Annotated in this window: 17 protein-coding genes; 11 read left to right on the plus strand and 6 right to left on the minus strand. The window is 71.1% G+C overall.

Annotated features, from left to right (window positions below):
- Positions 1 to 6: 6 nt before the first annotated feature.
- Positions 7 to 1,092, minus strand: a complete 1,086-nt coding sequence (locus MB828_RS19800) for a LacI family DNA-binding transcriptional regulator (protein WP_301649363.1) — start codon at positions 1,090 to 1,092, stop codon at positions 7 to 9.
- Positions 1,093 to 1,321: 229 nt separating this feature from the next.
- On the opposite strand from MB828_RS19800, the gene MB828_RS19805 reads away from it, so the two are divergent.
- Entirely contained in the window at positions 1,322 to 2,275 is a 954-nt protein-coding gene (locus tag MB828_RS19805; protein WP_133024989.1) for an ROK family protein, read from the plus strand.
- Positions 2,276 to 2,381: 106 nt separating this feature from the next.
- Here MB828_RS19805 and MB828_RS19810 read toward each other — a convergent pair whose 3' ends face one another.
- Positions 2,382 to 4,400: an NPCBM/NEW2 domain-containing protein gene (locus MB828_RS19810; RefSeq protein WP_301649364.1), complete on the minus strand. Its 2,019-nt coding sequence runs from the start codon at positions 4,398 to 4,400 to the stop codon at positions 2,382 to 2,384.
- Positions 4,401 to 4,670: 270 nt separating this feature from the next.
- On the opposite strand from MB828_RS19810, the gene MB828_RS19815 reads away from it, so the two are divergent.
- The 7 genes from MB828_RS19815 to MB828_RS19845 all read left to right on the plus strand — a co-directional run bounded on the left by MB828_RS19815 (position 4,671) and on the right by MB828_RS19845 (position 12,290).
- Positions 4,671 to 4,862: a hypothetical protein gene (locus MB828_RS19815; protein WP_301649365.1), complete on the plus strand. Its 192-nt coding sequence runs from the start codon at positions 4,671 to 4,673 to the stop codon at positions 4,860 to 4,862.
- Between the two features lie 145 nt (positions 4,863 to 5,007).
- The gene (locus MB828_RS19820) at positions 5,008 to 6,048 is read left to right on the plus strand and encodes an NUDIX hydrolase (RefSeq protein WP_301649366.1); all 1,041 of its coding nucleotides are present in this window, start codon (positions 5,008 to 5,010) and stop codon (positions 6,046 to 6,048) included.
- Between the two features lie 257 nt (positions 6,049 to 6,305).
- Positions 6,306 to 8,123 carry an ABC transporter family substrate-binding protein gene (locus tag MB828_RS19825; RefSeq protein ID WP_301649367.1) on the plus strand — a complete coding sequence of 606 codons (1,818 nt, stop codon included), beginning with the start codon at positions 6,306 to 6,308 and terminating at the stop codon, positions 8,121 to 8,123.
- A gap of 97 nt (positions 8,124 to 8,220) precedes the next feature.
- Complete coding sequence (locus MB828_RS19830) at positions 8,221 to 9,207, plus strand: ABC transporter permease (protein WP_301649368.1); 987 nt, start codon at positions 8,221 to 8,223, stop codon at positions 9,205 to 9,207.
- Positions 9,200 to 10,120 carry an ABC transporter permease gene (locus MB828_RS19835; protein WP_301649369.1) on the plus strand — a complete coding sequence of 307 codons (921 nt, stop codon included), beginning with the start codon at positions 9,200 to 9,202 and terminating at the stop codon, positions 10,118 to 10,120. Before MB828_RS19830 ends, MB828_RS19835 begins: the two co-directional genes overlap by 8 nt.
- Positions 10,117 to 11,232, plus strand: a complete 1,116-nt coding sequence (locus MB828_RS19840) for an ABC transporter ATP-binding protein (RefSeq protein ID WP_301649370.1) — start codon at positions 10,117 to 10,119, stop codon at positions 11,230 to 11,232. Before MB828_RS19835 ends, MB828_RS19840 begins: the two co-directional genes overlap by 4 nt.
- A complete protein-coding gene (locus tag MB828_RS19845) occupies positions 11,229 to 12,290 on the plus strand; it encodes an ABC transporter ATP-binding protein (RefSeq protein WP_301649371.1) in 1,062 nt (353 codons plus the stop codon). Before MB828_RS19840 ends, MB828_RS19845 begins: the two co-directional genes overlap by 4 nt.
- Here the strand turns inward: MB828_RS19845 and MB828_RS19850 are convergent.
- From MB828_RS19850 to MB828_RS19860, 3 genes are all read right to left on the minus strand, one after another.
- The gene (locus MB828_RS19850; protein WP_301649372.1) at positions 12,263 to 13,318 is read right to left on the minus strand and encodes a protein kinase family protein; all 1,056 of its coding nucleotides are present in this window, start codon (positions 13,316 to 13,318) and stop codon (positions 12,263 to 12,265) included. The genes MB828_RS19845 and MB828_RS19850 overlap by 28 nt on opposite strands.
- Positions 13,319 to 13,322: 4 nt before the next feature.
- On the minus strand, positions 13,323 to 14,051 hold the full coding sequence (locus MB828_RS19855; protein WP_301649373.1) for an MBL fold metallo-hydrolase: 729 nt from the start codon (positions 14,049 to 14,051) through the stop codon (positions 13,323 to 13,325).
- 193 nt (positions 14,052 to 14,244) lie between these two features.
- Positions 14,245 to 15,600: a dipeptidase gene (locus tag MB828_RS19860; RefSeq protein WP_133024999.1), complete on the minus strand. Its 1,356-nt coding sequence runs from the start codon at positions 15,598 to 15,600 to the stop codon at positions 14,245 to 14,247.
- Positions 15,601 to 15,811: 211 nt separating this feature from the next.
- Here MB828_RS19860 and MB828_RS19865 point away from each other — a divergent pair, with 211 nt between their 5' ends.
- The gene (locus tag MB828_RS19865; protein WP_301649374.1) at positions 15,812 to 17,125 is read left to right on the plus strand and encodes a geranylgeranyl reductase family protein; all 1,314 of its coding nucleotides are present in this window, start codon (positions 15,812 to 15,814) and stop codon (positions 17,123 to 17,125) included.
- Positions 17,126 to 17,200: 75 nt separating this feature from the next.
- Here the strand turns inward: MB828_RS19865 and MB828_RS19870 are convergent, their stop codons facing one another.
- A complete protein-coding gene (locus tag MB828_RS19870) occupies positions 17,201 to 17,692 on the minus strand; it encodes an FBP domain-containing protein (protein ID WP_301649375.1) in 492 nt (163 codons plus the stop codon).
- An 88-nt stretch (positions 17,693 to 17,780) separates the two neighbouring features.
- Between MB828_RS19870 and MB828_RS19875 the strand changes: the two genes are divergently transcribed.
- Both MB828_RS19875 and MB828_RS19880 read left to right on the plus strand, forming a co-directional pair.
- Positions 17,781 to 18,353: a TetR/AcrR family transcriptional regulator gene (locus tag MB828_RS19875; RefSeq protein WP_133025002.1), complete on the plus strand. Its 573-nt coding sequence runs from the start codon at positions 17,781 to 17,783 to the stop codon at positions 18,351 to 18,353.
- A gap of 119 nt (positions 18,354 to 18,472) precedes the next feature.
- Entirely contained in the window at positions 18,473 to 19,678 is a 1,206-nt protein-coding gene (locus tag MB828_RS19880; RefSeq protein WP_301649376.1) for a GDSL-type esterase/lipase family protein, read from the plus strand.
- The last annotated feature ends 43 nt before the right edge of the window (positions 19,679 to 19,721 follow it).

The raw sequence follows: 19,721 nt of genomic DNA on the forward strand, positions 1-19,721 counted from the left end.
CGCGGCTCACTCCGCCGGCGGCAGCTCGCCCGAGCCGCGGGTGATCAGCCGGGTCGGCAGTTCGATCCGCTCCGGTGCCAGGAGGGTGCCGTCCAGCTGGCGGAAGAGCCGCTCGGCGGCGGTGCGGCCGAGCAGCGCCGCGTCCTGGGCGACGACGGTGATGCCCGGGTTCAGCAGATCGGCGAGCTCGATGTCGTCGAAGCCGATCAGCGCGACCGGGCGGGACAGCTCCGCCAGCACCCGGATCACGGTGACCGTCACCCGGTTGTTGCCCGCGAAGACCGCGGTGACCGGCTCGGGTCCGGACAGCATCTCCTCGGCGGCCCGGCGCACCCGCTCCGGGTCCGTCACGCCGAGGGAGGTCCACGCCTCCTCGACGGGTATCCCGGCGTCCTCCATCGCGGCCCGGTAGCCGCGCAGCCGCTCGGCCGCCGTGTGGATGCGGGGCATGTCGCCGATGAACCCGATCCGGCGGTGGCCGTGCGCGATCAGGTGGGCGACCCCGTCCCGGGCACCGCCGTAGTTGTCGGAGAGCACCACGTCGGCGTCGATCTTCCCGGCCGGCCGGTCCACGAACACCGTCGCCACGCCCGCCCTGATCTCCGGCTCCAGATACCGGTGGTCGTCCCCGGCCGGGATCACCACCAGACCGTCCACCCGCCGCGCGCACAGCGCGAGGGCCAGCTCCTGCTCGCGCTCCGGGTCCTCGGCGCTGGATCCGTTGATGAGCAACGCCCCGTGGGCGCGGGCCACTTCCTCCACCGCGCGGCTCAGCGGGCCGTAGAACGGGTCGGCGAGGTCCTCCAGGACGAGACCGATGCTCGCGGTGCGGCCCTTGCGCAGCACCCGTGCGCTGTCGTTGCGGCGGAAGCCCAGCGCGTCGATCGCCTCCTGGACCCGGCGCTCCGTGTCCGGGGTCACCCCGGGCTCGCCGTTGACCACCCGGGAGACCGTCTTCAGGCCCACGCCGGCCCGCGCGGCGACGTCCTTCATCGTCGGCCGGGTCCCGTAACGGGAGCCGGGAAGACGGTCTGCGCGGCGGGAGGTCTCGGGCACGGTACGGCGTCCTGTCCTGTCGTCCACGGGATGCATGGGCTCACGGGTCGGTGGCCCGGCTCATGAGTGTGTAGCTCATGGGTTTGTATCAGGGATACACAGGCTCATGCGTTTGTATGAGGATGTGGCGTCGAGCATAGAGCCTGGACAACGTTGTCAGATGCGAGGGAGACTGTCCACCGCAATCTCCGGCCTGCGTCCCCACCGCTTGACCGGCCTGTATTTTCACTTGGCTACTCATGGTTGACGGGGAGATCTGACTCTGATGCACACCGACCTCGTGGCGGCCCTCGACATCGGCGGCACCAAGATCGCCGGCGCGCTGGTGGACGGCCACGGACGGATCCAGGCGCGCGCCCAGCGCGCGACACCCGCCCAGCAGGACGGCGAGACGGTCATGGGGGCCGTCGAGGAGGTGGTCGGCGAGCTCGCCGGTTCACCCCTGTGGGAGCGGGCCGGCTCGCTCGGGATCGGCAGCGCGGGCCCGGTGGACGCCTCCGCCGGCACCGTGAGCCCGGTCAACGTGCCGGGCTGGCGGGACTATCCGCTCGTCGAACGGGTGCGCGCGGCGGCCGGCGGCCTGCCGGTCGAGCTGATCGGCGACGGCGTCGCCATCACGGCCGCCGAACACTGGCAGGGCGCCGCACGCGGCCACGACAACGCGCTGTGCATGGTGGTGTCCACGGGTGTGGGCGGCGGTCTGGTGCTCGGCGGCAAGCTGCACCCGGGACCCACGGGCAACGCCGGTCACATCGGCCACATCAGCGTCGACCTGGACGGCGACCCCTGCCCCTGCGGGTCGCGCGGCTGCGTGGAACGCATCGCGAGCGGCCCCAACATCGCCCGGCGCGCCCTGGACGGCGGCTGGCGGCCCGGTCCCGACGGGGACACCTCGGCGGCGGCGGTGGCGGCCGCGGCCCGGGCCGGCGACCCGGTCGCGGTGGCCTCCTTCGAGCGGGCCGCGCAGGCGCTGGCGGCGGGGATCGCGGCCACCGCGACGCTGGTCGAGATCGACATAGCGGTGATCGGCGGCGGCGTGGGCAAGGCGGGGGACATCCTGTTCACGCCGCTGCGCAAGGCGCTCACCGACTACGCGACGCTCTCCTTCGTGCAGCGCCTGACCGTGGTGCCGGCCCAGATGGGCACGGACGCGGGCCTGGTGGGCGCCGCGGCCGCCGCGCTGGCCCGCAGGCCGGACGCGACGGCGGCCGGGGTCTGAGAAACCCCGGCCGCGCACGGCAGGAACGTTCAGGCCCGGTCGGCAGGAGTTCAGGTCCGTCCGACCGGGCCGCTCTGAGGGGCCCGTGGCTGTGGTGGGCCGGGGGTCAGCAGGTGATCTTCGCGTCCGCCCAGTCCGCGTGGTCGGAGGTGATGCCGTCGCCGCCGTCGGTGACGACGAGTCGGACCACCTCGGCGCCGGTCACGTCGGCGGTGAGTGACTGGGCGGCCATGTCGGTGGTGAGCACGCCGGTGGCGGCGACCTTCCTGCCGTCGGCCCAGACCTCGAAGGACACGGTCCCGTTGGCGGACTCCTCGTCGTCCACCCCGACCTCGGCGGTGACCTTCTCGCAGGACTTCCCGGTGAAGTACTCGACGTCGCTCGCGGCGTGCGTGCCGAGCCCCTTGGGGTACACCACCCCGCCGATGGTGATCGGATGCCCGTCACCGGCGTCGTACTCTCCGTTGCTGGTGTCGCGTTCCACCGGCCCCCAGCCGTTGCTGCTGGTGAGCCAGGTCAGGTCGCTGAGGTAGGAGCTGCCGGCGGGCGGTGCGTCCGCGACGGTCGTCGTGATCGTCACCGCGCTCTCGGTCCGCACTCCGCCCGGTGACCGGTAACTCGCCCTGAGACGCAGGTCGTACGACCCCCGGGGCGTCCCGGCGGGTGCGGTCACCTGCCAACCCGTGTGCAGGGCACGGCCGGTCCGCAGCGCGGTGGCCCGTGTCGGCGAAGTCGCCCTGATCTTCCAGCCGTCGGGGCCGGTGAGCGACACGGAGACCCGCTCTGCCGCGGTGCGCCCCAGGTCCGTCACCGACGAGGTGAGCGCGGTCCGGGTCCCCGGCTCTATGAACCGGCTGCCGTTCAGACCGAGTTCTACGGCCGGCGGGTTGGCCGCCCAGTGCCGGTCGGCGGCGACGCGCACCAGTACCGTGCCGTGGGCCGGGACGATCGCCGAGACGGTGCCGGCCGTGTTGTAACTGCGGTGCTGCCACAGGTCGCGCAGTGTGTAGGCGGGAGCCTTCGGCAGGCCCACGGCCGTCGCGGAGGTCGCTATCCGCTGTGCCGAGCCGGACTCGTTGAACAGGGCCACGGCACGGCTGCCGTCCTGCATCCGCTTGGCGACGACCCAGCGTCCGTCCGCCGAGGAGATCACCGTGCCCTGCCTGCCGAGCGGGTCCTGGTCGACGGCGATGACCTCCTTGTTGTCCAGGATGTCGAGGGTCGCCTGGGAGGCCTTGCGCAGGTCGGTGCCGATCAGGAGGGGCGCGGCCATGATCGACCACATCGAGAAGTGCGAGCGGTACTCGGTGTCGGTCATGCCGCCGTTGCCGACCTCCAGCATGTCCGGGTCGTTCCAGTGACCGGGTCCGGCGTACGGCGCGAGCGGCAGGTTCTGCTTGAGGATCGACAGCATGGAGCCCCAGCTGTCGCTGATGTCCCCGGTGGTGCGCCACAACTGCCCGACGTCTGCGGCCCATTCCCAGGGTTTGTTCTCGCCCCACTCGCAGATGCTGAAGACGATGGGCCGCCCGGTGGCCGCGAGGGCGTCCCGCATGGTGCGGTAACGCTGCTTCGCGTCCACGCCCTGGTTGTTGCAGTTGTCGTACTTGAGGTAGTCGACACCCCAGTCGGCGAACTGCCGGGCGTCGCTGTACTCGTGACCGAGCGCGCCCGGGAAACCCGCGTCGTTGCAGGTCTTGGTGCCGGCGCTGGTGTAGATGCCGAGTTTGAGGCCCTTGGCGTGCACATAGTCGGCGACCGCCTTGATGCCGTGCGGGAAGCGCGCCGGGTCCGGGACCAGCTTGCCGTCCGCGTCCCGCTCCGGCAGGGCCCAGCAGTCGTCGAGATTGACGTACTGGTACCCCGCGGCCTTGAGGCCCTTCGCCACGAAGAGGTCCGCGATCCCCTCGACCATGGCCTCGTCGAAGTCCGCCGAACAGTGCGTGGAGTTCCAGTTGTTGAAGCCCATCGGCGGGGTGAGGGCCAGGCCGTCGGCGAGGGCGGGGGACCCGGATCCGGTGCCGGCGACGGCGGGTCCCGCGAGGCCCGCCGTACACAACAAGGCGGCGGTCAGTGCTCCGACCACTCTTCGCCGGGTCCTGCGGGTGCGAGGGTGACGCCTCATTACGTTCCTCCGACTCGCGAAACGGGACGACGGCGTGTTCGCGCCATCGCTCTGCGCGGTTACGGTAGGACGTGTGGGAGTCTGTTGGAAAGAGTGCGGTAGCGATCGTTCGGCATTTCGATCCGCGGCCTTCTGGTCTGGACCGGATATCCGCAGGTCATCCGATGTTCCCCGGAGACCGGGCGGAAAGTGCCGCACTGCTGCCCTTTGGTGTTGCTCCGCTCGCGCGGTCCCCCGTGACCCCTCGCCGTCCGCGCAGTTGGAACGGGCATGAAGAAGCGCAGCATGCTCGCCATCGCCAGCCTGGCCACCGGATTCGTCGTGGCCGCCATCACCCCGTCCCACTCGGCCGACAACGGAACCCTCGGCGACCTGAACGTCTCGGACACCCTGGAGCACGTCGACCCCGGAGTCAGCCAGGACAGCTTCCAGTTCGACCAGAACCTGCTGGGGCAGGAGTAGCCCTCTGGAGCAGGGGCGGACAGCGGTGCCGGTGTTCCGTGGAGGGGACGCCGGCACTCCGTCTTGGGCGCCCTCAACGGGAGCTGGTTTCCGTGGCAGTGTGGAGCGGGCAAGCCACAGGGGGCCAACAGAAGAGGGGGAGTCCGTGATCGTCTGGGTCAACGGCGCGTTCGGTGCGGGTAAGACCACCACCGCACGTGAACTGATCGAACTGATCCCGAACAGCACGCTCTTCGACCCCGAGGTCATCGGCGCGGTGCTGACACACCTGTTGCCGGCCAAGCGCCTCGCCGAGGTCGGTGACTTCCAGGATCTGCCGATCTGGCGACGCCTGGTGATCGACACGGCGGCCGCGATGCTCGCCGAGCTGGGCGGGACCCTGGTGGTTCCCATGACACTGCTGCGCCAGGAGTACCGCGACGAGATCTTCGGCGGCCTCGCCGCCCGCCGGATCGCCGTCCGCCATCTGTGCCTCACCCCGGCCGAAACGATCCTGCGCGCGCGAATAGCCGGGCGGGAGGTCCCGCCCGACCTCCCCGACGGCGAGATGCGCGTCCGCCAGTGGTCGTACGACCGGATCGAGGCCTACCGCGCCGCCCTCGCCTCCTGGATCGGCGCCGACGCCCATCTCGTCGACACCAGCGACCTCACGCCGTACGAGACGGCGGTACGGATCGCGGCGGCCGTCGGCAGCGGCGAGGCCGCGGCGTGCGACATCGTGCAGACGCCCGAGCCCACCGCCGAGACCGTCGCCGCGGGCGTCCTCCTCTTCGACGAACAGGACCGGTTCCTCCTCGTCGACCCCACGTACAAGGCCGGCTGGGAGTTCCCCGGCGGAGTCGTCGAGCCCGGTGAGGCGCCCGCGCGGGCCGGCGTCCGTGAGGTCGAGGAGGAGACCGGCATACGACTGGAGGAGCCGCCCGGGCTGCTCGTCATCGACTGGGAGCGGCCCACCCCGCCCCGCTACGGCGGACTGCGGCTGCTCTTCGACGGCGGCCGGCTGGACTCCGCCGAGGCCGGCCGGCTGGTGCTGCCGGGGCCCGAACTGCGCGACTGGCGCTTCGTCACCGAACAGGAGGCCGCCGAACTGCTGCCGCCGGTGCGCTACGAACGGCTGCGCTGGGCGCTGCGGGCCCGCGAACGCGGTGCGGCGCTCTATCTGGAGGCCGGTGTCCCGGTCGGCTGACACTGTCTGACAACCCGTCAGGTCCCCGCCATGGAGTCGATGTTGCGGGGACTTTGACATAGCGGGGGCATGTGTAGGGCCTTTTGCCCGCGGTGGAAGGTTCCAAGGGATAACCGAGGGTGAATTGTCGCCGTCCCGGTATGAACGAGAACGTGAAGGAGGTACACAGACGTTCTACCGTCGGTGCGCAGCTCGAACTTCCTCGCGGCCGCTGGCCGCCGTGCACAGGCCGGACATCCGCCGGCCGAAGGAGGGACATGCGCGCGCATTCCTCGGCCCTCACAAGGGGCCTCACACTGACCGCCGGGCTCGTCCTGGCACTCGCCGCCTGTAGCAGCGGGGGAGGCGGCGGGGGCGGTGGCAGCAAGGGCACCTCGGCCGGTCTCACGTCCTGCTCCACCGAGGGCAAGGCCGACACCTGCAACTCCGCCGCCACCAAGGCCGGCGGCACGTTCACCTACGTCATCGAGAAGAACGTCCAGCAGTGGAACGTGCAGGACACCAACGGGAACACCTTCGAGAACGCCGAGGCGCTGAGCCCCGTACTGCCCCAGGTCTACGTTCCGCAGCCGGACTTCAGCGTCAGGCTCAACACCGACCTGGTGACCTCGGCGGCCCAGACGAGCGCCGCCCCCCAGACCATCGTCTACAAGATCAACCCCAAGGCGTCCTGGAACGACGGGACCCCGATCACCGCCGACGACTTCATCTACTACTGGCGCACCAACGACGGCAAGGACTGCCCGCCGCCGCCCGCCGGCGACTCCACCCAGACCAAGGGCTGCCTGCCCGAGAGCACGGCCGGATACGACCGCGTCAAGTCGGTCACCGGCTCCGACAACGGCAAGACCGTCACCATGGTGATGGACAAGCCGTACTCCGACTGGAAGTCCCTGTTCGGCGCGGGCTACCCGCTGTACCCGGCCCATGTCGCCGAGAAGGTGTCCGGCGCCAGGAGCGGTGACGCCGCGCACATGACGGCCGCCCAGATGACCCAGGGCTGGCAGTACTTCCAGAAGAACCCGCCCACCAGGTACGCGACCGCAGGCCCCTACAAGATGACCCAGTGGGTCGACAACGACCACGCCACCTACGAACCCGACCCGAAGTGGTGGGGGCGGAAGGCGAGTCTGCAGCGCCTCATCTTCAAGGTGATCTCGGACGCCACCCAGGAGCCGATCGCACTGCGCAACAACGAGGTCCAGGGCATCTATCCGCAGCCCGAGGTCGACCTCGTCAACCAGGTCAAGGCCATCCCCAACGTCACCTACACCATCGGCGACGGACTCACCTGGGAGCACTTCGACCTCAACCTGCACAACCCGGTGATCGGCAAGTACCTGGCCCTGCGGCAGGCGATGTTCACGGCGATCAGCGTCAAGGACATCATGGCCAAGACGGTCGCCCAGTTCGACCCGGGCGTGAAGCAGCTCTACAACCACAACTTCGTTCCCGGGCAGGCCGGTTACAAGGACGTGGTGAGCGCGAGCGGCCAGGGCTCGGGTGACCTCGCCAAGGCCAGGAAGTACCTCACCGACGGCAAGTTCACCGGCGTGGGCACCGCACTGAAGACCCCGGACGGCCAGTCCGTCGGGCCCTTCGACTGCCGGTACACCACCGGCAACCAGATCCGGGAGAGCGAGTGCCAGATCCTCCAGAGCGACCTTGCCGAGCTCGGCATCAAGGTCACGATCAAACCGATCGGCGCCGCCGACCTCGGCACGGTCCTGGCCGGCCACCAGTACGACATCATCGTCTTCGCCTGGGTCGCCTCGCCCTTCCCGATCAGCGGCGCGCAGCAGCTGTGGACCACCGGCGCGGGCGGCAACTACGGCGGCTACAGCAACAAGAAGGTCGACTCCCTGATCAGCCAGGCCATCGGCGAGACCGACGCCACCAAGGCCGCGGCCCTGCTCAACCAGGCCGACCAGCTCATGGTGGACGACGCCTACGTGCTGCCGCTCTACCAGAAGCCGACCTTCCTCGCGGTACAGAGCCGGTTCGTCAACATGCGGAACAACTCCACCAACGTCGGACCGCCGTACAACGTCGGAGAGTGGGGCCTCAAGAAGTAACCCCCGGTCACCCGTCGGCCCCGATTCCGGCCCCGATTCCGGCCCCGATTCCCGGCCCCGGTGACCCCGGGGCCGGGCCTCCGCGAGAGAAGACCGCATGCTCGCCTACACCGTGCGCCGCATCCTCGTCTCCATACCCGTCCTCGTCGTCTCCACGTTCATCGTCTTCCTGGTCGTCATCAACTCCGGCGACCCGGTGGCCAACTACGCCACCTCCCGGCAGCCACCCCCCAGCAAGGCCGCCGTCGCGGCGTTCGCCCGGCACATCCACGCCGACCAGCCGGTCGTCGAGCGCTACTGGAACTGGATCACCGGCGTACTGCACGGCGACTGGGGTCCCTCCGTCCAGACCAACCTGGACATCGGGCACGACCTGTTCACCCGCTTCCGGGTCACGGTCACCCTGGTCGCGGCCGCCATGCTGCTCGCCCTCGTGATGTCCGTCGTCTTCGGCGTGTTCAGCGCGATCCGCCAGTACAGCGCGGCCGACTACGCCATCACCTTCTTCGGCTTCCTGTTCCTCGCCATGCCCGTGTTCTGGTTCGCGGTGCTGCTCAAGCAGGCCGGTATCTGGTTCAACCAGGAGACCGGCAGCCAGTTCCTCGGCACCATCGGCGAGAAGTCGCCGTACCTCGAAGTGGACACCACCTGGAACGAGTTCACCGACCGCGTCGGCCACCTCGTCCTGCCCACCATCACCCTCGCCCTGGTCTCCTTCGCCTCCTGGACCCGCTACACCCGCGCCTCCATGCTGGAGGTCCTGGACAGCGACTACGTGCGCCTCGCCCGCGCGAAGGGGCTGCGCCGCGGCACGGTGCTCACCCGGCACGCCCTGCGGACCGCGCTCATCCCGCTCGCCACCGTCACCGCCCTCGACATCGCGATCATCCTCGGCGGCGCCGTCATCACGGAGACGATCTTCCAGTGGCACGGCATGGGCGAGATGCTCGTCCAGGCCGCCACCACCCTGGACGTCTACCGCACGATGGCCTGGCTGCTGCTGTCCGCCGTCGTGGTCATCGTCTTCAACCTCTTCGCCGACCTCCTCTACGCCGTTCTCGATCCGAGGATCCGCTATGACTGACATCGGCGCGCTCGGGCCCACCGGCACCCAACCGGCCCGTACGGATCGCGAGTTCACCGTCGCGCGGCGCAGCCAGAGCCAGCTCGTCCTGCGCCGCTTCCTGCGCCACCGGGCCGCCATGATCAGCCTCGTCGTCTTCGTGCTCATCGTGCTGTGGGCGTTCGTCGGCCCGCACCTGTGGCACTACTCGTACGCCAAGTACACCAACGACAACTCCCAACCCCCGTCCTGGAAGCACCCGTTCGGCACCGACTCGTCCGGCTACGACGCCTACGCCCAGGTGATGCGCGGCACCCAGACCTCGCTGAAGATCGCCATCCTGATCGCCCTGGGGTCCACCCTGGTCGGCGCCGTGTGGGGAGCCGTCGCCGGTTTCTACCGAGGCTTCGTCGACGCGCTGATGATGCGCATCGCCGACCTGGTCCTCACCCTCCCGCTGTTCGCGATCGCCCTGGTGATCTCCTCGCGCAGCGGCGGCTCCTGGTACTGGATCGCCGTCGTGATCGCCGGACTCACCTGGGCGTACGTGTCGCGGGTGGTGCGCTCGACCGTCCTGTCCCTGCGCGAGAAGGAGTTCGTGGAGGCGGCCCGGGCGCTCGGGGCGTCCGACACCCGGATCATCTTCCGGCACCTGCTGCCCAACGCGCTCGGCCCGATCATCGTCAACGCCACGATCCTGGTCGCCACCGGCATCCTCACCGAGACCGCCCTGTCCTTCCTCGGCTTCGGCGTCCAACCCCCGGACACCTCACTCGGGTTGCTGGTCGCGCAGGCACAGACGGCGGTCGACACCCGGCCCTGGCTCTTCTACATCCCCGGCGCCTTCATCATCGCCATCGCCCTCACCATCAACTTCATCGGCGACGGACTGCGTGACGCCTTCGATCCCCGGCAGCAAAGGGTGCGACAGTGACCCACACCAGCGGAACCGGCATCGGCCACCTGACCGGCAGCGGAGAGGAGTCCGGTGCCGTCCTCGAAGTCGAGGACCTGAGCGTGGAGTTCCCGACCGAGGACGGCATCGTACGGGCCGTACGCGGCGTCGGCTACCGACTGGAGCGCGGCGAGGCGCTGGGCATCGTCGGCGAGTCCGGCTCCGGCAAGTCCGTCACCGCCCTCGCCGTGATGGGGCTGCTGCCCGGCTCGGCCCGGGTGCGCGGCTCGGTGCGCTTCGACGGCGCCGAGCTGCTCGGGATGTCGGACGCCCGCCTGTCGGACGTACGCGGCAGCGGCGTCGCCATGGTCTTCCAGGACCCGATGACCTCCCTCAACCCCGTCTACACCGTCGGCTACCAGATCACCGAGACCCTGCTCCGGCACAACCCCCGGCTCGGGAAACGCGCGGCCCGCGAGCGCGCCGTCGAACTCCTCGGCACGGTCGGCATCCCGAGCCCCGAACGGCGCGTCGACAGCTACCCGCACGAACTCTCCGGCGGGATGCGCCAGCGTGTCGTCATCGCCATCGCGATCGCCAACGACCCCGACGTGATCATCGCCGACGAACCCACCACTGCCCTCGACGTCACCGTCCAGGCGCAGATCCTGGAGGCCCTGGAGACCGCCCGCGCCGAGACCGGCGCCGCGCTCGTCCTGATCACCCACGACCTCGGAGTGGTCGCCGGCCACACCGACCGGGTCGCCGTCATGTACGCCGGACGGATCGTGGAGACCGGCTCGGTCGAGGACATCTTCTACACCCCGCGCATGCCCTACACCCTCGGCCTGCTCGGCTCCCTGCCCCGCCTCGACCGCGAGGAGGAGCGCCTGACCCCCATCACCGGCTCCCCGCCCTCGCTGCTGAACCTCCCCCCGGGCTGCCCCTTCGCCCCGCGCTGCCCGATGCGGCGCGAGGCCTGCGACAGCACCGAACCCGCCCTGCGCCCCGTCGGTTCCGACGCCCACCGCAGCGCCTGCCACTTCGCCGACGAACTCGTGGACACGGCGGCCGGCGAGGTCTTCGACGCGGTCGGCGCCGACACCGAGGCCCTCGCCCGGTTCGCGGACCTGGAGGACGATGCCCGATGACCGCCCCGCCATCCTCGCTCCCCCCGCTGCCCGGCCACGGCGGCACCGGCGCCCCCGTCCTCCAGGTCCGCGACCTCGTCAAACACTTCCCGGTGATGTCGAAGGGCGTGGTCCGCCGGCGGGTGGGCGACGTGCACGCCGTCTGCGGGGTCTCCTTCGACCTGCACGAGAACGAGACGCTGGGCCTGGTCGGCGAGTCCGGCTCCGGCAAGACCACCGTCTCCCGCACCTTGCTCAACCTGGAGACCGCCACCTCGGGCACCGTGCACTACCGCGGCCGCCCGCTGACCCAGCTGAGCCGACGTCAGATGCGACCGCTGCGACGCGAGTTGCAGATCGTCTTCCAGGACCCGTACGCCTCCCTGGACCCCCGCGTCTCGGTCCACGAGATCGTCGCCGAACCCCTGCGCATCCACGGCCGCTACGGCCCGGGCGCCGCCGACGAGGTGCGCGAACTGCTGCGTCTGGTCGGCCTCAACCCCGAGCACGGCAACCGTTTCGCCCACGAGTTCTCCGGCGGACAGCGCCAACGCATCGGAATCGCACGGGCGTTGGCGCTGCGCCCCAAGGTGGTGGTGCTGGACGAACCGGTCTCCGCCCTGGACGTGTCCATCCAGGCCGGTGTCCTCAACCTCCTGATGGACCTCCAGAACGAACTGGGTCTGTCCTTCCTCTTCGTCGCGCACGACCTCTCCGTGATGCGCCATGTCGCCGACCGGGTCGCGGTGATGTACCTCGGCCGGCTGGTCGAGATCGCCCCGGCCCGGCAGCTGTTCGCACGTCCCGCGCACCCCTACACCCAGGCCCTCGTCTCCGCGATCCCGCTGCCCGACCCGCGCAAGGAGCGTGCCCGTACCCGCATCACCGTCCAGGGCGACGTCCCGAGCCCGGTCCGCCCGCCCAGCGGCTGCCGCTTCCGTACCCGCTGCCCCAAGTTCGCCGACCAGCTCACCGACAGCGAACGCACCGCCTGCGTCGAACGGGCACCGGAGCTGGTCGACCGGGGCGGCGGCAACCCGGTCGCCTGCCACTACGCGGAGAGCGTGGAACTGCTCTGAGCGTCCTGGTACGGGAACGGTGTCAGCCGGCTCTCCGCTGCCAGGCGCCGGCAGAACTCCTCCATGGTCACCGCGAGCGGCGCGTGCCGGACCAGCAGGTCGGCGGCGGCCCGGGGGACGCCCTCGGGCCGCCGGCCGGCGGCGCAGGCGCGCACGAACTCCGCACGCTCCTCGCCCCGGTACCCGTACAACGCGGTGACCAGCCAGATCACCAGGTAGTAGCCGGTGTACGCACGGTCGTAGTGCCGGTGCCGGCCGAAGAAGTCCCGCTCGGCGGCGGCCAGCCGGAAGCGGGAGCTCAGTGAGAGCCCGAAGTCGGTGAGATACAGCCGCCGGCCGTCGGTGAGGATGTTGTGGAAGTGGGCGTCGAGGTGCAGGAGCCGGCTGCTCTCGAGAAAACCGACCAGCTCCTCGAGACCCCGGGCCGTCGCCGCGCACGCCGCGTCCGCGCCCCGCGTACGGATCTCGGCGTCCAGCCAGTCGTGCAGGGTGTACGGGAAGTGCTCCAGGAACAGGGTCAGGCTCGCGGTGGCGTCCCGCAGTCCCTCGATGCGCTCCCGCACACCGGCGGAACCGCCCCAGTACGCCACCGCCCTGTCGACGTCGGCGAGTTCGGCGGGCAGCGGGAGCGGGGTCTGCGGCAGCACCCGCCAGTGGTGCAGCAGCGGGAAGCCGGGGAAACGGCCGCCCAGGACCCAGTCCGTCGTCACGGTGTGCGCGGTCAGCTCCCGCCAGGCACCGAACCCCGGCCCGCCGACGGCGCCGACGCCGTAGTGGCAGTACGGCGGCAGCCCGAACAGGTTCGCGGTGGAGTGGCTGTGGCGTGGCTCCCGCTCCTGGTCGGTCAGCGGGATCCGCTTCACGAACACGGGTCTGCCGTCCACCGTGACCCGTACCGCCTGTCCGCCGATCCCGGTGCCGAGGCCCTCGCCCGCCCCGACCAGCCCGGCCAGTCGGTCGTCGCTCAGCCGGGCCAGGGAGGCCGCGATGCCGGTGTGCGCGGTGATACGGGGCTCGGTCTCGGTCATGCCCTCATGGTCGCCGCGGCGGACCGTAGGTGTCCGCGGATCTCGTCAGCATGTATGACGCGCGCGCGGTGACCGGATCGCCGTGGCCGAAGCAGGCCACCTCCGCGTCCAGCGCTGCCAGCCGCCGGAAGGACGCGACGGCTCGGTCGCGGTCCACGTTGAACACCCCGAGGACCACCCCGCCGGCGTCCGGCGACATCGCCACCGCGTCCCCGGTGAACAGCACGCCGTACGAGGGGAGATGGACCGCGACACTGCCGTCCGTGTGCCCCGGCGCGTGCACGATCCGCGCGCCGCCGCCGAAGTCCAGCACGTCCCCGTCGGACAACTCCGTCACCCGGTCCGGAGGGACCGGGCCGCCGGGCGGCAGACGCTTCGAGACGTCAGCGTGGACCGGCAGTTCCCACTCCTCGAACACCGGTGGCGGACCCGGGAGTTCGCCCCGGATCACCGGCGCGTCCAGCCGGTGGGCCAGCACCTCGGCGCCGCTCAGCGCGGCCAGCTCGGCGGCTCCGCCGACGTGGTCCTCGTGGAAGTGGGTGAGCACGATCCGTCGTACCGTGCCGGGGGACCGGCCCAGCGCGGTGAGCGCGTCCGCGACCGGACGGCCCGAGCCGGGCGGCCCGCTGTCGATCAGGGTCGAGGTACCGGTGTCCGGGTCGTGCCAGAGGTAGGCCTGGCCCACCGGGAAACGCAGCAGGTGCAGCCGGGGGAGCAGTTCGACGACGTCCATGCGCCCGACCCTAGGGAGGACCCCCGTCCCCGGACGAGGGTCCTCTGCCGTGGGCAGAGCGGTTCAGCCCACCGCGTACGCCGCCGCAGCGGTCCGGGCGGGTACGGGGACGTGCGCCGCGTACGTCTCCGCGGTGTTCCGGGCGGGTACGGGACGTCCCGCGTACGTCGCCGCGCCGGTCCGGGCGGGTACGTCAGCCCGCCGCGTAGTTGCGCAGGAACAGCGCCTCCGCCACGGACAGCCGCTCCAGTTCCTCGGGCGACACGCTCTCGTCGACCGCGTGGATCTGCGCCTCCGGCTCACTCAGGCCGATCAGCAGGATCTCCGCCCGCGGGTAGAGGCCCGCGAGGGTGTTGCACAGCGGGATCGAACCGCCCTGACCGGCGTACTGCATGGTCTCGCCGGGGTAGGCGACGGCCATCGCGTCGGCCATCGCCCGGTACGCCGGGCTCGTGGTGTCGGCCCGGAACGGCTGGCCCTGGCCGACCGCCTCCGTCCGCACCCGCGCGCCCCACGGGGTGTGCGCCTCCAGGTGGGCCTGGAGCAGCTTGTTCGCCTCCGCCGCGTCCATGCCCGGCGGCACCCGCAGGCTCACCAGGGCGCGGGCACCGGCCTGCACCGAGGGGGTGGCTCCGACGACCGGCGGGCAGTCGATGCCGAGCACCGTGACCGCCGGACGGGCCCAGATGCGGTCCGCGACCGAACCGTCACCGATCAGCTCGACGCCGTCCAGCACCTTCGCGTCCTTGCGGAACTGCGCCTCGTCGTACTGCAGCCCGTCCCAGGCCGCGGCCGGTGCGAGTCCGTCGACGGTCGTCGAACCGTCCTCGGCGCGCAGCGAGTCCAGCACGCGGATCAGCGCGGCCAGCGCGTCCGGGGCGGCGCCGCCGAACTGCCCGGAGTGCAGATTGCCCTGGAGCGTGTCGATCTGGACGCGCACCAGGGTCATGCCGCGCAGGGTGGTGGTCACGGTCGGCAGCCCGACGCGGAAGTTGCCCGTGTCGCCGATGACGATCGCGTCCGCCGCCAGCAGCTCCGGGTGCTGCTCGGCGTACCGCTCCAGACCGCCGGTGCCCATCTCCTCGGAGCCCTCGGCGATCACCTTCACGTTGACCGGGACACCGCCGTTGGCCTTCAGCGCGCGCAGCGCCAGCAGGTGCATGATCAGGCCGCCCTTGCAGTCGGCGGCACCGCGCCCGTACCAGCGGCCGTCCCGCTCGGTCAGCTCGAACGGCGGGCTCGTCCAGGCGGCCTCGTCCAGCGGCGGCTGGACGTCGTAGTGCGCGTACAGCAGGACCGTTTCGGCCCCCTCAGGTCCCGGCAGGTAGCCGTACACCGACTGCGTGCCGTCCGGGGTGTCCAGTACGGCGACGTCCACGAAGTCCTCGGCGCGCAGCGCGTCGGCGACCCACTTCGCGGCCCCCTCGCTCTCGCTCTTCGGGAACTGGGCGAAGTCCGCCACCGACTTGAAGGCCACCAGCTCGGCGAGCTCCGCCTTCGCCCTGGGCAGCAAGGCGGCGACGGTCTCGGCGACCGGATTGGACGACATGGGCACGCTCCTCGTGGGTGCGACGTTGAACTGGTGAGTGCACCGATCCTCCCACAGTGGCCTGCGGCGATCTCCGCCGTAGGATGCGGGGGACAGGTGACGGGTGTCGGCCCGTGGCCGGGCGGTACCTGACAGTGCCTGGCCCATGGCTTGATATGGCTTGACACAGCTTGATACGGCTTCTACGGCTTGATCGGAGCAGCGGACCATCGTGAGCGGCGAGAATTCTTCGGCGGACGACGTGCAGGCGGACGACGTGCAGCGGGTCTGGGACGTCGTCGTGGTGGGCGCGGGACCCGCGGGGGCCTCGGCCGCCTACGCGGCGGCGGTCGCGGGACGGCGCGTGCTGTTGCTGGAGAAGGCCGAACTGCCCCGCTACAAGACCTGCGGCGGCGGCATCATCGGCCCCTCGCGCGACGCGCTGCCGCCCGGCTTCGAGCTGCCCCTCAAGGACCGGGTGCACGCCGTCACCTTCTCCAACAACGGACGGTTCACCCGCACCCGCCGCTCCAAGCAGATGATGTTCGGGCTGATCAACCGGCCCGAGTTCGACCAGCAACTGGTCGAGCACGCCCAGAAGGCCGGCGCCGAACTGCGCACCGGCGCCGCCGTGCAGCGGGTCGAGCAGCACGGCTCGGCCGTCCCGGACCGGCGCACCGTCGCCGTGGTCCTCCAGGGCGGCGAGACCCTGCTGGCCCGCGCGGTGGTCGGCGCCGACGGCAGCGCCAGCCGGATAGGGGCACACGTCGGGGTGAAGGTCGACCAGGTGGACCTCGGTCTGGAGGCGGAGATCCCGGTCCCGGAGACCGTCGCCGAGGACTGGCGGGGCCGTGTCCTCATCGACTGGGGTCCCATGCCCGGCAGTTACGGCTGGGTCTTCCCCAAGGGCGACACCCTCACCGTCGGGGTGATCTCGGCGCGCGGCGAAGGCGCGGCCACCAAGCGCTACTTGGAGGACTTCGTCGCCCGGCTCGGCCTGGCCGGCTTCGAGCCGAGCATCTCCTCCGGTCACCTGACCCGCTGCCGCGCCGACGACTCGCCGCTGTCCCGGGGCCGGGTGCTCGTCTGTGGTGACGCAGCGGGCCTCCTGGAACCGTGGACCCGTGAAGGCATCTCCTTCGCCCTGCGCTCGGGACGGCTCGCGGGGGAGTGGGCGGTGCGGATCGCCGAGGCCCACGACGCCGTGGACACCCGCCGCCAGGCGCTGAACTACGCCTTCGCCATCAAGGCGGGGCTCGGCGTCGAGATGAGCGTCGGCAAGAGCATGCTCGCCGCGTTCGAACGCCGTCCCGGTCTGTTCCACGCCGCGCTGACCGGGTTCCGGCCGGCCTGGCGGGCGTTCAAGGAGATCACCCAGGGCCGTACCTCACTCGGCGAACTCATCCGCTCCCACCCCCTCGCCCAGCGCGCCCTCACGGCCTTCGACCCCGGCGCGGCGGCCAAGGCGAAGGCCACGGCCGCGGCCGGGGAGCAGCCGGCCGGCGAGGACACGGACGCATCCGACGAGGACGCCGCCACTTCGTGACGCCGAGCCGGAAGACAGGGTGGTCGGCGCCGGCCGAGACGGGTTCCGTCTCGGAGGACCTGCCCGTCAGCCGGCTCAGTCCGTCACCTTGGCGAGGAACGCGGCGAGGTTGGCCGTCGTCCGCTCGATCTTCTCCTCCAGGGTGAGCGACTCCGGTATGCGCCCGCCCACGCCCGCGTCCCGCTTGCCCCGCACGTACAGCGAGCAGGCGAGGTCGGAGCAGAGGTAGGCGCCCACCGAGTTGCCCTGCTGCCCGGCCTTCCCCGCCTTCGGCGCGACCATCAGCGAGACGCCCCCGGAGTGCGTGGTCAGGCAGATCCTGCACATGCTGCGCCGGGCCGTCCAGGATGACGGGCTCGGACAGCGCAGCGCCACGGCCAGCGCGCGGCCGCCCAGTTCGGTCACCAGGTAGGCGCGGTCGGGGGCCTGCGGGTCCCGCCAGCCGAAGTAGTCCAGGTCCGCCCAGGGCTGTTCGTCCAGGTCGTGCGGGACGGTGAGGCGCTTCGCGGCGCCCTTGGTGCAGTTCACGAACGCGGCACGGATCTCTTGCTCACTCAGCGGTCTCATATAAGGCACGCTAATTTGCCTAAAGGTATTAGGCAAATGCATAATCAGCTCAGGTGATGGCGTGGGGGAGTCGAGCGGAGGAGTGCCGGTGGCACGAGCGGGACTGACCACGGAACGGCTGGTCCGGGCGGGAGCCGAACTGGCCGACGAGGCCGGCTTCGACCAGGTGACTGTCTCGGCGCTGGCCAGACGGTTCGACGTGAAGGTCGCGAGCCTGTACTCGCACGTCAAGAGCTCCCAGGACCTGCGGACCAGGATCGCGCTGCTCGCACTGGAGGAGATGGCCGACCGGGCGGCCGAGGCGCTGGCCGGACGGGCCGGCAAGGACGCCCTCCTCGCGTTCGCCGGCGTCTACCGCGACTACGCCCGCGCCCACCCCGGCCGGTACGCGGCGGCCCGGCTCCGCCTGGACCCGCAGACGGCGGCCGGCAGCGCCGGCGTCCGGCACTCCCAGATGACCCGGGCCGTCCTGCGGGGCTACGACCTGAGCGAACCGGACCAGACCCACGCCGTCCGCATGCTCGGCAGCGTCTTCCACGGCTACGTCGACCTGGAACTCGCCGGCGGCTTCAGCCACAGCGCCCCCGACAGCCAGGAGTCCTGGACCCGCATCCTCGACGCCCTCGACGCCCTGCTGCGCGACTGGCCCGCGCCGGCCTGACCGACCCCCCCCATCCCACCCGGCCGGACAGAGTCGGAGGCGGAGACGGGGGCAGAGACAGAGTCGTACGCAGTGACAAAGGCCGAACAGAGTCGGACACAGTGGCAGAGGCAGAGGCAATGAGCACCGAGCACGACCAGCGCTGGATCACCACCCCCATCACCGCCGACCTGCTGCGCGGGGCCCTCGACCTGGAACACACGGAGCACGGCGTGCTGCCGCACCGGCTCCCGGCCCGGGCCCGCGCCCAGTGCGCCGACCCGCAGCTCGCCATGGTCGAGGCCCAGCCCTCCGGTGTACGCCTGGTCTTCCGTACCCGGGCCACCGCCGTGGAGCTGGACACCCTGCCCACCAAACGGCTCTACGTCGGTGCCCCGCCCCGCCCGGACGGCATGTACGACCTGCTCGTCGACTCGGTGCTGAGCGGCCAGGGCGTGGTCACCGGCGGCAAGGTCCAGGTGATCGACATGAGTGCCGGCACCACGGAAGTGCGCCCCGGCCCGGCCGGCACCCTCCGTTTCACCGGCCTGCCCGAGCGCGAGAAGGACGTGGAGATCTGGCTGCCGCACAACGAGACCACCGAACTGGTCGCCCTGCGCACCGACGCCCCGCTCACCGCCGTACCCGACCGCGGCCGCAGGGTGTGGCTGCACCACGGGAGTTCCATCAGCCACGGCTCCGACGCGGCGAGTCCCACCGCCGTCTGGCCCGCGGTCGCCGCCGCGCTCGGCGGAGTGGAACTGGTGAATTTGGGGCTGGGCGGCAGCGCCCTGCTCGACCCGTTCACCGCCCGCGCCATCCGGGACACCCCGGCCGACCTGATCAGCCTGAAACTCGGCATCAACGTCGTCAACGCCGACCTGATGCGGCTGCGCGCCTTCGGTCCCGCCGTGCACGGATTCCTGGACACGGTCCGTGAGGGCCACCCCACCACCCCACTGCTGGTCGTGTCGCCGATCCTGTGCCCCATTCACGAGGACACCCCCGGTCCCACCGCCATGGACCTGAGCTCCTTCGACGAGGGCCGGCTCACCTTCACGGCCGTCGGCGACCCGGCCGAGCGCGCGAGCGGCAAGCTCACCCTGAACGTCATCCGGGACGAGCTGGCCCGCATCGTGGCCGAGCGCGCGGCCGACGACCCCCACCTCCACTACCTCGATGGCCGTGCCCTCTACGGCGAGGCCGACGCCACCGAACTCCCGCTGCCCGACCAGCTGCACCCCGACGCGCCCACCCACCGCCGCATCGGCGAACGCTTCGCGGGCCTCGCCTTCGCCGACTCCGGCGCGTTCGCGGCCGACGGCGACCGACCCGAGGTCCGCTGAGCCTGCGGTGACCGACCTGAGGTCCGCTGACCGTGCGGTGACC

It is taken from the genome of Streptomyces arenae (assembly GCF_022343545.1).
Lineage (GTDB): Bacteria > Actinomycetota > Actinomycetes > Streptomycetales > Streptomycetaceae > Streptomyces > Streptomyces humi.

Excerpts from the sequence above, each read along its gene's own strand:
- MB828_RS19815 (WP_301649365.1), top strand. The coding sequence starts at position 4,671 with ATGAAGAAGCGCAGCATGCTCGCCATCGCCAGCCTGGCCACCGGATTC.
- MB828_RS19860 (WP_133024999.1), bottom strand. The coding sequence starts at position 15,600 with ATGTCGTCCAATCCGGTCGCCGAGACCGTCGCCGCCTTGCTGCCCAGG.
- MB828_RS19810 (WP_301649364.1), bottom strand. The coding sequence starts at position 4,400 with ATGAGGCGTCACCCTCGCACCCGCAGGACCCGGCGAAGAGTGGTCGGA.
- MB828_RS19805 (WP_133024989.1), top strand. The coding sequence starts at position 1,322 with ATGCACACCGACCTCGTGGCGGCCCTCGACATCGGCGGCACCAAGATC.
- MB828_RS19855 (WP_301649373.1), bottom strand. The coding sequence starts at position 14,051 with ATGGACGTCGTCGAACTGCTCCCCCGGCTGCACCTGCTGCGTTTCCCG.
- MB828_RS19835 (WP_301649369.1), top strand. The coding sequence starts at position 9,200 with ATGACTGACATCGGCGCGCTCGGGCCCACCGGCACCCAACCGGCCCGT.
- MB828_RS19880 (WP_301649376.1), top strand. The coding sequence starts at position 18,473 with ATGAGCACCGAGCACGACCAGCGCTGGATCACCACCCCCATCACCGCC.
- MB828_RS19825 (WP_301649367.1), top strand. The coding sequence starts at position 6,306 with ATGCGCGCGCATTCCTCGGCCCTCACAAGGGGCCTCACACTGACCGCC.
- MB828_RS19850 (WP_301649372.1), bottom strand. The coding sequence starts at position 13,318 with ATGACCGAGACCGAGCCCCGTATCACCGCGCACACCGGCATCGCGGCC.
- MB828_RS19870 (WP_301649375.1), bottom strand. The coding sequence starts at position 17,692 with ATGAGACCGCTGAGTGAGCAAGAGATCCGTGCCGCGTTCGTGAACTGC.
- MB828_RS19845 (WP_301649371.1), top strand. The coding sequence starts at position 11,229 with ATGACCGCCCCGCCATCCTCGCTCCCCCCGCTGCCCGGCCACGGCGGC.
- MB828_RS19800 (WP_301649363.1), bottom strand. The coding sequence starts at position 1,092 with ATGCATCCCGTGGACGACAGGACAGGACGCCGTACCGTGCCCGAGACC.
- MB828_RS19830 (WP_301649368.1), top strand. The coding sequence starts at position 8,221 with ATGCTCGCCTACACCGTGCGCCGCATCCTCGTCTCCATACCCGTCCTC.